This is a genomic window from Streptomyces sp. NPDC047130, assembly GCF_040643475.1.
In the GTDB taxonomy this organism is placed as follows: Bacteria; Actinomycetota; Actinomycetes; order Streptomycetales; family Streptomycetaceae; genus Streptomyces.
Map to the genome: position 1 here is coordinate 58,844 of NZ_JBEYUK010000012.1, position 13,284 is coordinate 72,127.

Genomic DNA, 13,284 nt, shown 5'->3' on the forward strand with positions numbered 1-13,284 from the left:
GCGCCGTGCCCCCCATCCCTGTCACCACACGAGGAGAGACTGTGCCCACTGTGCCCCCGGCCGAGAAGGCTGCCGACGCGGTGGACGTGACCGCGCTGCTGGAGCGCGGCCGGACGCTGGCCACACCGGTGCTCAGGGCCGCCGTGGAGCGCCTCGCGGCGCCCATGGACACCGTCGCCGCCTACCACTTCGGCTGGATCGACGCCGCGGGCAACCCGGCCGCCGGCGACGGCGGCAAGGCCGTGCGCCCCGCGCTCGCGGTGATGTCCGCCGAGGCCGCGGGCGCCGCCCCCGCGGTGGGCGTCCCCGGCGCGGTCGCCGTGGAACTGGTCCACAACTTCTCCCTGCTCCACGACGACCTGATGGACGGCGACGAGCAGCGCCGCCACCGCGACACCGTCTGGAAGGTGCACGGCCCCGCCCAGGCCATCCTGGTCGGCGACGCCCTGTTCGCCCTCGCCAACGAGGTCCTGCTGGAACTCGGCACGGTCGAGGCCGGCCGCGCCGCCCGACGGCTCACCGCCGCCAGCCGGGCCCTGATCGACGGCCAGGCCCAGGACATCTCCTACGAGCACCGCGAGCGGGTCACCGTGGACGAGTGCCTGGAGATGGAGGGCAACAAGACCGGCGCCCTGCTCGCCTGCGCCTGCTCCATCGGCGCGGTCCTCGGCGGCGCCGACGACCGCACGGCCGACGCCCTCGAGCGGTACGGCTACCACCTCGGCCTCGCCTTCCAGGCCGTCGACGACCTGCTCGGCATCTGGGGCGACCCGGAGTCCACCGGCAAGCAGACCTGGAGCGACCTGCGCCAGCGCAAGAAGTCCCTCCCGGTCGTCGCCGCCCTCGCCGCGGGCGGTCCCGCCTCCGAGAAGCTCGCGGACATCCTCGCCGCCGACGCCAAGACCGCCGACGTCCGCGACGGCGGCCCGGAGGACTTCTCCGAGGAGGAGTTCGCCGCCCGCGCCGCCCTCATCGAGGAGGCCGGCGGCCGCGCCTGGACCTCCGACGAGGCCCGCCGCCAGCACGCCGTCGCCCTCCAGGCACTCGACGAGGTGCACATGCCCACCCGGGTGCGGGAACAGTTCGTGGCGCTCGCCGACTTCGTGGTGGTTCGCACGAGATGATCCCGGAAGGTCCGAGCATCGTGTAGTCGCCGGCGGCTTACCGAGGAGCCGGCCGACGGCGGACCCGCAGCAGAGACGTCACTGCAGGAAGGGGAAGCCATGACCGCGACAACCGACGGAAGCACCGGCGCGCTGCCCAGCCGCGCCGACCCGCCGGCCGGAACCGGAACGGTTCCGGCCGGACCCGCCGCCCGTCCCCCCGAGGACGGCGCGGCCGGCCCACGGGAGGCCGCCGCCCTCGCCGCCCGGCGCGCCACCGAGTTCCTGCTGGCCACCCAGGACGCGGAGGGCTGGTGGAAGGGCGACCTGGAGACCAACGTCACCATGGACGCCGAGGACCTGCTGCTGCGCCAGTTCCTCGGCATCCTCGACGAGGACACCGCCCGGGCCGCCGCCCTGCACGTCCGCGGACAGCAGCGCGAGGACGGCACCTGGGCCACCTTCCACGGCGGCCCCGGCGACCTCTCCACCACCGTGGAGGCCTACGTCGCCCTCCGCCTCGCCGGGGACGCGCCGGACGACCCCCACATGGCGCGCGCCGCGGCCTGGATCCGCGAACGGGGCGGCATCGCCGCCACCCGGGTCTTCACCCGCATCTGGCTCGCCCTCTTCGGCTGGTGGCGCTGGCAGGACCTGCCGGAACTGCCCCCAGAAATGATCTTCCTGCCGAAGTGGTTCCCGCTCAACATCTACGACTTCGGCTGCTGGGCCCGCCAGACCGTCGTCCCGCTCACCGTCGTCTCCGCCAAGCGTCCGGTGCGCCCCGCGCCGTTCGGGCTGGACGAACTGCGCGCCGGCCCCGCCGGTCCCCGCCCGCCCGGACGGCGCGCGCCCGCCGCCGGCTGGGACGCCGCCTTCCAGCGCCTCGACGACGCGCTGCGCCGCTACCGGAAGGTCGCCCCGCGCCCGCTGCGCCGCGCCGCCGTGCACGCCGCCGCCCGCTGGATCGTCGAACGCCAGGAGAACGACGGCTGCTGGGGCGGCATCCAGCCCCCGCACGTCTACTCCCTCATCGCCCTCCACCTCGTCGGCTACGACCTCGGCCACCCCGTCATGCGGGCCGGCATCGAGGCCCTGGACCGGTTCGCGGTCCGGCGGGCGGACGGTTCCCGGATGGTCGAGGCCTGCCAGTCGCCCGTCTGGGACACCTGCCTCGCCGTCATCGCCCTCGCCGACGCCGGACTGCCCGCCGACCACCCGCAGTTGGTGAGGGCGGCCGACTGGATGCTCGGGGAGCAGGTCGTGCGGCCCGGTGACTGGTCCGTCCGCAGGCCCGAACTGCCGCCGGGCGGCTGGGCGTTCGAGTTCCACAACGACAACTACCCGGACATGGACGACACCGCCGAGGTGGTCCTCGCGCTGCGCCGGGTCCGGCACCACGACCCGGAGCGGGTGGAGCACGCCGTCGCCCGCGGGGTCCGCTGGAACCTCGGCATGCAGTCCGCCGGCGGCGGCTGGGGCGCCTTCGACGTCGACAACACCACCGTGCTGCCCAACAAGCTCCCGTTCTGCGACTTCGGCGAGGTCGTCGACCCGCCGTCCGCGGACGTGACCGCCCACGTGGTGGAGATGCTCGCCGTCGAGGGGTACGCCGACGACCCCCGCACCCTGCGCGGCGTCGACTGGCTGCTGCGCGAGCAGGAACCCGACGGCAGCTGGTTCGGCCGCTGGGGCGTCAACTACGTCTACGGCACCGGCTCCGTGGTGCCCGCCCTGATCGCCGCAGGGCTGCCCGCGGGACACCCCGCGATCCGCCGGGCCGTCGCCTGGCTGCGCGACGTGCAGAACGCCGACGGCGGCTGGGGCGAGGACCTGCGCTCCTACCCCGAGCCCGGCCGGTGGGCGGGCCGCGGCGACTCCACCGCCTCGCAGACCGGCTGGGCGCTGATGGCGCTGCTGGCCGCGGGGGAGCGGGAGTCCGACGCCGTCGCACGGGGCGTCGCCTGGCTGGCCGCCACCCAGCGCGAGGACGGCACCTGGGACGAACCGCAGTTCACCGGCACCGGCTTCCCGTGGGACTTCTCCATCAACTACCACCTCTACCGGCAGGTGTTCCCGCTCACCGCCCTCGGCCGGTACCTGCACGGGGAATCCTTCGCCGCGAAGGCCCGCTGATGAGCACCACCGGCGCCCGGGGACCGTCCGCCCCGGGGCCGTCCGCCCCGGGGCCGTCCGGCCCAGGACCCGCCGCCCCGGGGCCCGCCGCCCCGGCCCCGCTGCTGGTCGCCTGCGCGCTCGGCATCGAGCAGTTCGCCCTGCGCGCCGGCGCCCGCGCCACGGGCCGGGGCGGCGGGCCCGCCGGACCCGTCACCGTCCTGCGCACCGGCATGGGCGGCGCCGCGGCCCGGCGCTCCGTCACCGGCGTCCTCGGCGGGGACGGGCTGCGCGAGGCGGCCGTGCTCGCCACCGGCTTCTGCGCCGGGCTCACCCCCGGCATGCGCCCCGGCGACCTCGTCGTCGCCGAGGAGACCCGCGACCCGCACGGCCGCGTCGCGTGCGCCGGGACGGAGACGCTGGTCAAGGAACTCACCCGGATCCTGCCCGGGCACACCGTCCACACCGGCGTCCTCACCGGGACCGACCACGTGGTCCGCGGCGCGGAACGCTCCGCGCTGCGGGCCCAGGGAGCCGTCGCCGCCGACATGGAGTCCGCCGCCACGCTGCTCGCCGCCGTCCGCGCCGGAGCCCGCCCGGTTGCCGCCGTCCGGGTGGTCGTGGACACTCCGGAGCACGAACTTGTACGAATCGGGACACTTCAGGGTGGAATAACGGCGTTCCATGTCCTTCGCCGGGTACTCCCCGCGTTCTTCGAATGGCACCGTTCCCTGCCGCCCCCCAGGAGGTGAGCCCAGATGGCCATGCCGCTGCGCCAGTCCGTCACGGTCGCTACATATCTGGCCCGACAGAAACTTCGCCGCCGCGACAGGTTCCCGCTCATCGTGGAACTGGAGCCGCTCTTCGCCTGCAACCTCAAGTGCGAGGGATGCGGCAAGATCCAGCACCCCGCCGGGATCCTCAAACAGCGCATGCCGGTGGCCCAGGCCGTCGGCGCGGTCGTCGAGTCCGGCGCGCCGATGGTGTCCATCGCCGGCGGCGAGCCGCTGATGCACCCGCAGATCGACGAGATCGTCCGCCAGCTCGTCGCCCGCCGCAAGTACGTCTTCCTGTGCACCAACGCCGTGCTGCTGCGCAAGAAGCTGGACCTCTTCGAGCCCTCCCGCTACTTCGCCTTCGCCGTGCACATCGACGGCCTCCGCGAGCGGCACGACGCCTCCGTCGCCAAGGAGGGCGTCTTCGACGAGGCGGTGGCGGCGGTCCGCGAGGCCAAGGCGCGCGGCTTCCGGGTCACCACCAACTCGACCTTCTTCAACACCGACACCCCGCAGACCGTCGTCGAGGTCCTCGACTACCTCAACGACGACCTCCAGGTGGACGAGATGATGATCTCGCCCGCCTACGCCTACGAGAAGGCGCCCGACCAGGAGCACTTCCTCGGCGTCGAGCAGACCCGCGAGCTCTTCCGCAAGGCGTTCTCCGGCGGCAACCGCCGGCGCTGGAGGCTCAACCACTCGCCGCTGTTCCTGGACTTCCTGGAGGGCCGGGCCGACTTCGACTGCACCGCCTGGGCCATCCCCAACTACTCCCTCTTCGGCTGGCAGCGCCCCTGCTACCTGATGAGCGACGGCTACGTCCCCACCTACCGCGAGCTGGTCGAGGACACCGACTGGGAGAAGTACGGCCGCGGCAAGGACCCGCGCTGCGCCAACTGCATGGCGCACTGCGGATACGAGCCCACCGCCGTGCTCGCCACCATGGGGTCCCTCAAGGAGTCCCTGCGCGCCCTGCGGGACACGGTGGCCACCAACAGGGCCAACCGGCCGCAGGCGGCGGAGCCGGCCGCGGTCACCGCCGCGGAACCGCGGCCGTGACCGGTTTCGACCTCGCCGCCCTGCTCGCCGAACGGTCCGGCGAGCGGTACGCCCTGCACGAGCGCCACCTCAACCACCAGCTCCCCCGGATGCTCCGCACCCTCGGCTTCGACAAGGTGTACGAACGGGCCGAGGGCGCCTACTTCTGGGACGCCGAGGGCAACGACTACCTGGACATGCTGGCCGGCTTCGGGGTGATGGGCCTCGGCCGCCACCACCCGGTCGTCCGCAAGGCGCTCCACGACGTCCTCGACGCCCGGCTCGCCGACCTCACCCGCTTCGACTGCCCGCCGCTGCCGGGGCTCCTCGCCGAGCGGCTGCTCGCCCACAGCCCGCACCTGGAGCGCGTCTTCTTCTGCAACAGCGGCACCGAGGCGGTGGAGACCGCCCTGAAGTTCGCCCGGCGGGCCACCGGGCGGGCGCGGATCCTGCACTGCGACCACTCCTTCCACGGCCTGACCACCGGCTCCCTGTCGGTCAACGGCGAGGCGGGCTTCCGGGACGGCTTCGGCCCCCTGCTGCCCGACACCGCCGTGCCGCTGGGCGACCTCGGGGCGCTGGAGCGGGAGCTGGCCCGGGGCGACGTGGCCGCGCTGATCGTCGAGCCCGTCCAGGGCAAGGGCGTGCACGAGGCGCCGCCGGGCTACCTGCCCGCCGCCCAGGACCTGCTGCGGCGGCACAAGGCGCTGCTGATCGCCGACGAGGTGCAGACCGGCCTCGGGCGCACCGGCGACTTCTACGCCCACCAGCACGAGGAGGGCGTGGAACCGGACCTGGTGTGCGTGGCGAAGGCGCTCTCCGGCGGCTACGTGCCGGTCGGGGCGACGCTCGGGAAGGAGTGGATCTTCCGGAAGGTGTACTCCTCCATGGACCGGGTGCTGGTCCACTCCGCCAGCTTCGGTTCCAACGCCCAGGCGATGGCGGCGGGGCTCGCGGTGCTGTCGGTGATCGAGCACGACCAGGTCGTCGCCGGGGCGAGGGCGACCGGAGAGATGCTGCGGTCCCGGCTGGAGGCGCTCACCGAGCGGTACGAGCTGCTCGCCGACGTGCGGGGGAGGGGGCTGATGATCGGCATCGAGTTCGGCCGGCCCCGGTCGCTCAAGCTGCGCGGCCGGTGGGCGATGCTGCAGGCCGCGCGGAAGGGGCTCTTCGCGCAGATGGTCGTCGGTCCGCTGCTGCGGCGGCACCGGATCCTCACGCAGGTCTCCGGCGACCACCTCGAGGTGATCAAGCTGATCCCGCCGCTGATCATCGGGGAGCGCGAGGTCGAGCGGTTCGTGACGGCGTTCACGGCCGTGATGGACGACGCGCACGAGGGCGGGCTGGTGTGGGACTTCGGCCGCCACCTGATGCGGCAGGCGGTCGCCAACCGGTGACCACGGGACGCCCCGCCCGCAGGGGAGGGGCTCCCGGAGGCGGCAGGGCGTCACCGACGCGCCGCCGGGGCGGTGCGCCGACCCGGCGGTTTGCCTCTGGGGCAAGGAATTTGCCTGCCGGGTAAACCCGTGGCTGAATGGTGGTATGTCCGCAGCGACTCCCGGTGCCCCGGGAGACCTTCCCAGCGTAGCTCCGACGCTCCGTGCGCTCCGCCACCGCTCGGGTCTGACCCTCGAGGCCGCGGCCCGTGCCGCGGACCTCTCCCCGGCCCACCTCTCCCGCCTGGAGACGGGGCACCGGCAGCCCTCCCTCCCCGTGCTCCTCGGCCTCGCCCGGGTGTACGGCACCACCGTCTCCGAGCTGCTCGGCGAGACCGCCCCGGACCGCGAGTCGGTGGTCCGGGGCGCCGACGCCCTGGAGACCCGTGCCGGCGGGTGGAGCTACTGGCCGGCGGGGGCGCCGGGCCGCGCCATGCAGGCCCTGCGGGTCCGCATCCCGCACCGCGGCGGCCCGCAGGACCAGGTGGTCCGCGTCCATCCCGGCGAGGAGTGGCTGCACGTCCTCACCGGGCGGCTCCGCCTGCACCTGGGGGACACGTCCCACCTGCTGGGGCCGGGTGACAGCGCCCACTTCGACTCGCTGACCCCGCACCGCCTGGCCGCCGAGAGCTCCGACGGCGCCGGGCTCCTGTTCGTCCACACCCTGTTGCAGAGCCCCACGGCCGCGCTGTGCCTCGGACCCGAGGCGACCGCGGGCCACCCGACCCCGTCCGGAGGGACGTCGTGAAGAACATCGAGGACAAGCTCCCCCGCGCCCTGTGGATCCGCCTCTTCGTCTACATCGTGGCGGGCCACCTCTTCGCCGGCTTCATCTGGCTGCTCTTCGAGGCGGGCGCCCGCGCCAACTGAGCGGGGGAGGGGCGGGGCGGCCGGGCCCGCCCCTCCGCGCGGTCAGTCGAGCAGCCGCTCGCGCAGCCGCGCCCGCAGCTCCGGCGTGACCCCGAGACCCTCCGTGAGGTAGGCGTCGACGCCGCCCCAGGTCTCCTCGATGGTCTCGAAGGCCGCCCCCAGGTACTCCTGCCGGGCGTCGAACAGCGGGCTCAGCAGTTCGGTGATCTCCGGCGTGTACGGGTCCGAGGACTCGCCGCCCCGGTGCAGCTTGTAGCGCCGGTGCTTGGCCCCCGACTTCAGGTAGTCCTCCGTGACGGCGTCCCGCTCCACGCCCACGGCCAGCAGCGTGATCGCGATCGACAGGCCCGCCCGGTCCTTGCCGGCCGAGCAGTGCATCAGCGCCGGCATGCTGTCCTCGGCGAGGGAGCGCAGCACCCGGGAGTGCTCGTCGGTACGGGTGAGGATGGTCGCCCGGTAGGAGGCGATCATGCGCTGCTCCGCCCGGCCGTCGCCCAGCAGGGGGCGCAGCTCGTCGACGCCGCCGCGGCGGACCCGCTTCCAGAACTCGGCGCCGTCGGCGGGGTCGGACAGCGGCAGCCGGACCTCGCGGACCCCCGGCAGCGTGACGTCGGGGCCCTCCAGGCGCCGGTCGGCGTCGTTGCGGAAGTCGAAGACCGTGTGCAGGTTCAGGGAGGCGAGGAACGCGGCGTCCTCGGCGGTGGCGCTCGCCAGGTGGCCGCTGCGGAACAGCACGCCGTTCCTCACCTTGCGGCCGTCCGTGGTGGGCATGCCGCCCACATCCCGGAAGTTCCGCACTCCGGCGAGCTGGGGCTCGGTCGACGGGACCTGCTGCGTCACGGGTGGCTCCTCCCACTTGGCCCCGTCGGCCGCGGCAACCGACGGGTGCGTCCTGACGATACGACACGGCTCCGCGGGACCAGGAGGGTGCCGTCGCCCGGACGTCGCGCGAACCGGTGGGTGCAAAAGTCGCATCACGGACATAACGCACCAAGGAGTACTTGTCCGCTTATGGGTCAACTTGCCCCGAGGAGGCGGAGTGTGGGCGGACCGGCGCGTGAGCAGCCTCATACCGGTGACCGAGCGTCGTCGGGGTCCGAGGTGCAACTCCCGTGCCCGCGGCGGGAGATGTGGTCCCCGTGGCGACTCTGTGTGACCGTTTTGCCCTCAAGCGATCACAAAGAATGCACGTTCGTGGAAATCCCGCGCTTGTCCGCTTGCGTGCCGGTCGCATACGTTCACGATCCGATCCGGGCGGACGCCGAATCCTGCCGCCGACCGGATCCCTCACACTCACCCGAGTAACCCGAGTACGGCAGGAGCGGGGGACCCACAGGTACGCGCCTGTTCCGGTCTCCGGAACGGGCTAGGGGTAAAGCCGCGCCCAGCGCGGCCGGGCATCTCCAGCCCGCACCCGACAGCTCACCTCGCAGGCGACGGAGAGGACAACGTCATGCCCGCGAAGCGTCACAAGCACCGCCGTCCCACCGGCGTCCAGCGCCTCACCCGCTCCATCGCCGTCGCCGGCACCGGCGCCGTGGCCCTCGGCCTGCCCCTGTTCGGCGCCACCGGCGCCCACGCCGCCGCCCCGGAGCAGGCCGCCCAGAGCCTGCCGGTCGCCGCGAAGAAGACGGCCGCCGAGACCTACACGGTCAAGAAGGGCGACTCGCTGTCGAAGATCGCGGAGAAGAAGAAGGTCTCCGGCGGCTGGAAGCAGCTGTACAAGATCAACCGTGACGTGGTCGGCGACAACCCCCGCCTGATCAAGCCCGGCACCAAGCTGGAGCTCGGCAAGAAGGCCGCCACCCAGCCCGCCAAGGCCAAGGCCGCCGCCCCCGGGACCGCCGCGCCGAAGACGACCGTCGCCGACGCCGCGAACGCCGCCGGCTACACCGCCCCCGCGGACGCCGCCCTCGGCACCGCCTACCGCACCGCGGGCAGCATGTGGTCCAGCGGCTACCACACCGGCGTCGACTTCGCGCTGCCCACCGGCACCCCGCTGAAGTCCGTCGCCGCCGGAACCGTGGTCTCCGCCGGCAACGGCGGCGCCTACGGCAACCAGGTCGTCATCCAGCACCAGGACGGCATGTACTCCCAGTACGCCCACCTGTCGCAGCTGTCCGTCTCCGCCGGACAGACCGTGACCGTCGGCCAGCAGATCGGCCTGTCCGGCGCCACCGGCAACGTCACCGGCCCGCACCTGCACTTCGAGATCCGCACCTCGCCCGACTACGGCTCCGACGTGGACCCGGTCGAGTACCTCCGCTCGCACGGCGTCAGCCTGGGCTGACCCCCCGAGGGCCTCGCGGTTGCGCGCGAACGAGGGCCGTGCCCCCCCGACCGGGGGGCACGGCCCTCGCCGCGTCCCGGCGAGGACGCCCGACGGTCCGCGTCCGGCCCCTGTCGCAACGGCCCACGTTTATTCCGCTGTTGGGAAAGAGTTGACGAGTGGCCTATCTCACCGCCCGTCAACCCCTCCCTACGGTCGCGTAGCTCACATCCGAAGGTGGAGGATGCCTCGATGTGGCAGACGATTCGAAGAATGACAGCAGAACAGTGATGGGGTCGATCGGGTCGTACGTGGCCGTCGGGGACAGCTTCACCGAGGGCGTCGGTGATCCCGGACCGGACGGGACGTTCGTCGGCTGGGCCGACCGCCTCGCGGTGCTCCTCGCCGACCTCCGTCCGGAGGGCGAGTTCGACTACACCAACCTCGCCGTGCGCGGGAAGCTGCTCGACCAGGTCATGGCCGACCAGATCCCCCAGGTCCGCGGGCTCGCCCCCGACCTGGTGTCCATCTGCGCCGGAGGCAACGACATCCTGCGCCCCGGCACCGACCCCGACGAGGTCGCCGAGCGCTTCGAGAAGGCCGTCGCCGAACTCGCCTCGGCGGCCGGCACCGTCCTGGTCGCGACCGGCTTCGACACCCGCGGCGTCCCGGTGCTCAGGCACCTCCGAGGCAAGATCGCCACGTACAACGGGCACGTCCGGGCCATCGCCGACCGCTACGACTGCCGGGTCCTCGACCTGTGGTCGCTGCGCAGCGTCCAGGACCGCCGCGCCTGGGACAGCGACCGGCTGCACCTCTCCGCCGAGGGGCACACCCGGGTCGCCCTCCGCGCCGGCCAGGTCCTCGGCCTCGACGTCCCCGCCGACCCCGAGCAGCCCTGGCCGCCGCTGCCCCAGCGGGGCGTCCTGGAGGTCCGCCTCGACGACGTGCACTGGGCGCGCGAGCACCTGGTGCCGTGGATCGGGCGCCGGCTGCGGGGCGAGTCCTCCGGCGACACCGTCGTCGCCAAGGGCGCGCTGGCCCTGGACAACCTCAAGTCCTGGCTGACCCGCGCCGTCTGAGCCGTGGGCTCCCGCCCCCGCCGAGGCCTTCGCCCGGCGGAGGCCCGGCGGAGGCCTCGGCGGGCGGGAGCGGCACGCCGCGCGTGCGTCCGGTCCCGCCCCCGGTCAACGCCGGGCGGCTCCCCGGCGTCCGTAGGAGCATGAGCAGGAACGTGGACACCCGAACAGGCAGCACGGCTGGAGGCCACCCGTGAGCGACACCGGTTCCCTTTCCCGATCCGTCTCCGCCGCCGGCGCGTCCCTGGTGCGCGGCCTGAGCCCGGAGTCCTTCGGAGCGGAGCCCCGGGGCGAGCGGCTGGCCCGCATTCAGGCGTCGCCCCACTTCGCGGACGGCGTCTTCCGCAACCCGGCCGGACCGGTCCGCACCACACCCGCGCCCGCCTCCCGGGGTGAGCTCGCCAAGGGCTTCCTCGACCGCGAGGCCCGCGCCCTGCGCGCCCCGGCACGGCCCGTGCCCCTGCACCCCACCACCCTCGAGGACCTGGCGACGCCGCCCGCCGACGGGCTGCGCGTCACCTGGCTCGGCCACTCCACGGTGCTGACCGAGATCGACGGCCACCGGGTGCTGTTCGACCCCGTCTGGGGGCGGCGCTGCTCCCCGGTCACCTTCGCGGGCCCCCGGCGGCTGCACCCCGCCCCCGTGCCGCTCGCCGCGCTGGGGCCGGTCGACGTCGTGGTCATCTCGCACGACCACTACGACCACCTCGACATGCCCACCATCAAGGCCCTGGCCGGCACCGACACGCTGTTCGCCGTCCCGCTCGGCGTCGGCGCCCACCTCGAGCACTGGGGCGTCCCCGCGGCCCGCCTGCGCGAACTCGACTGGCACGAGTCCACCCGGGTCGGCGGCATCACCCTCACCGCCACCCCGGCCCGCCACTTCTGCGGCCGGGGCCTGCGCAACACCCAGCACACCCTCTGGGCGTCCTGGTGCGTGGCGGGGGACCGGCACCGCGTCTTCCACAGCGGCGACACCGGCTACTTCGAGGGCTTCCGGGACATCGGCGCGGAGCACGGCCCCTTCGACGTCACCATGATCCAGCTCGGCGCGTACTCCGAGCACTGGCCCAAGAACCACACGGACCGTACGCCGCTGCCGGGCGCCTGGCCGGACATCCACATGTCCCCCGCCCAGGGAGTCCAGGCCCACCTCGACCTGCAGGGCGGCAAGCCGGGCGGAGTGATGCTGCCGATCCACTGGGGCACCTTCAACCTGTCCCTGCACCCGTGGGCGGAACCCGCGGAGTGGGCGAGGGACGTCGCCGAGGAGGTCGGCCAGACGATCGCGTTCCCGGTCCCGGGCCAGCCGTTCGAGCCGGGCGGGGAGCTCCCGACGGACCCGTGGTGGCGCGCGGTTTCCGCGCCGATCGCGCGGCCCTGGCGCCGACGGGTGGCGGCACCCGCGGCCGACTTTCCGGCTGGTGTCGAACCAGTCGGGGAACGCTGAACGGCCAGGGCGTCAAGCGAGGTGCTCGCGCAGGAGCCTCGCGACGGCCGAGCGGGCAGGTACCTCGTCGTCCCAGCCATGTGCCCAGTCGAGGGCTGAGCTCCCTCCGGACTCCGGGAGCAGAGGGTCGGCCCCGTGACGCAGAAGCAGCTCGGCCATGAGCCCGTCCGCGTGCGTGGCCGCAGCGGCAAGCGGCGGCACAGGGGCCTCCGTCGTCGGCGTTCTTCGGCCGGGAGCCGTGGGATCAGTCCCGTCCGCGGCGGGCGAGCGCGGTGCGGACCAGGTCGAGGCCTGCCGCCCGCCAGTGCTCACGGTCCGGCATCCGGTCGTGGCGGCGCCAGCGCCAGGCGGAGAACATCGCCCAGTTGACGGCGCGGCACCGGGCGACCAGGTCGGGGTCGGCCCCCGGGTAGTGCGCCGCGACGTCCTCCGGCACGTGCCCGAGGTCGAACTCGACCGGGCCGCGGCAGCAGGTGACGAGGTCGACGAGGAGCGGCCCTCGCGCCGTGTGGAGGAGGTTGCCGCTGTGCGGCTCGCCGTGCAGCAACCGGTCGGCGGACCGGCCGGGGCCGAGCCCGGCGCCGAGTCGGCCGAGTGTGCCGAGGAGCAGGTCCCGGTCGGGGTCGGCCAGGTCGGGGGACCGCTCCGGGTCGCTCACCTCCGCCAGGGCGGCGGCGACCCGGTCGGTGACGTGCGGCACGGCCAGGCCGTCCAGATCCGCCCTCCGCAGGGCGGCGTGGTGCCGTGCGAGGACGTCCGCGTAGGCGGCCGGCGCGATGCCTCCGGCCACCGGTGCGTAGTAGGTCCAGAACGACAGGACGAAGCCGTCGCGGCGGTGGAGCCGGGGCTCGGTCCGAGGGTCGAGGCCGGCCACCGGGGCCTCGGCGTCCGCGAGGCGACGGGCGACCTCCACCTCGAACGCGCCCTCGGCCGCGTTCGCCGACGGCGCGACCCGGACGAGGGTGTCGCAGGGCAGCAGCCGCAGCGCGACCCGGTCGGAGTCGTGGACGACCACCACATCGTCGGCCCGGAGACCCACGGTTCGGGCCGTCGCCCGCGCGGCCTCGACAGCGCGGCGGAGATCTGCCGGCTCCATCCCACCCTCTCTAACGGCGCGGCCCGTCCCCCGTCCGGTGAGCGGCCGGGCC

Annotated in this window: 12 protein-coding genes and 1 riboswitch; of the genes, 10 read left to right on the forward strand and 2 right to left on the reverse strand. The window is 74.0% G+C overall.

Going from position 1 to position 13,284, the window contains the following annotated elements:
- The first annotated feature begins 5 nt into the window (after positions 1-5).
- The 7 genes from ABZ836_RS16690 to ABZ836_RS16720 all read left to right on the forward strand — a co-directional run bounded on the left by ABZ836_RS16690 (position 6) and on the right by ABZ836_RS16720 (position 7,338).
- Positions 6-1,124: a polyprenyl synthetase family protein gene (locus ABZ836_RS16690; RefSeq protein ID WP_356134612.1), complete on the forward strand. Its 1,119-nt coding sequence runs from the start codon at positions 6-8 to the stop codon at positions 1,122-1,124.
- 99 nt (positions 1,125-1,223) lie between these two features.
- Complete coding sequence (gene shc, locus ABZ836_RS16695; protein ID WP_361142760.1) at positions 1,224-3,239, forward strand: squalene--hopene cyclase; 2,016 nt, start codon at positions 1,224-1,226, stop codon at positions 3,237-3,239.
- Positions 3,239-3,970, forward strand: a complete 732-nt coding sequence (locus ABZ836_RS16700; RefSeq protein WP_361142763.1) for a 1-hydroxy-2-methyl-2-butenyl 4-diphosphate reductase — start codon at positions 3,239-3,241, stop codon at positions 3,968-3,970. The genes shc and ABZ836_RS16700 overlap by 1 nt, the downstream gene beginning before the upstream one ends.
- A 6-nt stretch (positions 3,971-3,976) precedes the next feature.
- Positions 3,977-5,053 (forward strand): adenosyl-hopene transferase HpnH, encoded by a 1,077-nt coding sequence (gene hpnH, locus ABZ836_RS16705; RefSeq protein ID WP_356134606.1) that lies wholly within the window; start codon positions 3,977-3,979, stop codon positions 5,051-5,053.
- A complete protein-coding gene (locus tag ABZ836_RS16710; RefSeq protein WP_361142766.1) occupies positions 5,050-6,429 on the forward strand; it encodes an aspartate aminotransferase family protein in 1,380 nt (459 codons plus the stop codon). Before hpnH ends, ABZ836_RS16710 begins: the two co-directional genes overlap by 4 nt.
- Positions 6,430-6,574: 145 nt before the next feature.
- Positions 6,575-7,216, forward strand: a complete 642-nt coding sequence (locus ABZ836_RS16715) for an XRE family transcriptional regulator (RefSeq protein ID WP_361142769.1) — start codon at positions 6,575-6,577, stop codon at positions 7,214-7,216.
- Positions 7,213-7,338 carry a DUF6126 family protein gene (locus ABZ836_RS16720; protein WP_356134600.1) on the forward strand — a complete coding sequence of 42 codons (126 nt, stop codon included), beginning with the start codon at positions 7,213-7,215 and terminating at the stop codon, positions 7,336-7,338. Before ABZ836_RS16715 ends, ABZ836_RS16720 begins: the two co-directional genes overlap by 4 nt.
- A gap of 42 nt (positions 7,339-7,380) precedes the next feature.
- On the opposite strand, the gene ABZ836_RS16725 is transcribed toward ABZ836_RS16720, so the two are convergent.
- Positions 7,381-8,178, reverse strand: coding sequence for a tyrosine-protein phosphatase (locus ABZ836_RS16725; protein WP_361142773.1), 798 nt, complete (start codon positions 8,176-8,178; stop codon positions 7,381-7,383).
- A 454-nt stretch (positions 8,179-8,632) separates the two neighbouring features.
- Positions 8,633-8,787, forward strand: a riboswitch (cyclic di-AMP (ydaO/yuaA leader).
- Between the two features lie 4 nt (positions 8,788-8,791).
- Between ABZ836_RS16725 and ABZ836_RS16730 the strand changes: the two genes are divergently transcribed.
- The 3 genes from ABZ836_RS16730 (at position 8,792) to ABZ836_RS16740 (ending at position 12,136) form a co-directional block, all read left to right on the forward strand.
- Positions 8,792-9,628: a LysM peptidoglycan-binding domain-containing M23 family metallopeptidase gene (locus ABZ836_RS16730; protein WP_356134596.1), complete on the forward strand. Its 837-nt coding sequence runs from the start codon at positions 8,792-8,794 to the stop codon at positions 9,626-9,628.
- Positions 9,629-9,897: 269 nt separating this feature from the next.
- Positions 9,898-10,689 (forward strand): SGNH/GDSL hydrolase family protein, encoded by a 792-nt coding sequence (locus tag ABZ836_RS16735; protein ID WP_356134647.1) that lies wholly within the window; start codon positions 9,898-9,900, stop codon positions 10,687-10,689.
- Between the two features lie 295 nt (positions 10,690-10,984).
- Entirely contained in the window at positions 10,985-12,136 is a 1,152-nt protein-coding gene (locus ABZ836_RS16740) for an MBL fold metallo-hydrolase (RefSeq protein WP_361142963.1), read from the forward strand.
- 244 nt (positions 12,137-12,380) lie between these two features.
- Here the strand turns inward: ABZ836_RS16740 and ABZ836_RS16745 are convergent, their stop codons facing one another.
- Positions 12,381-13,232: an aminoglycoside phosphotransferase family protein gene (locus ABZ836_RS16745; protein WP_361142776.1), complete on the reverse strand. Its 852-nt coding sequence runs from the start codon at positions 13,230-13,232 to the stop codon at positions 12,381-12,383.
- Positions 13,233-13,284: the final 52 nt, after the last annotated feature.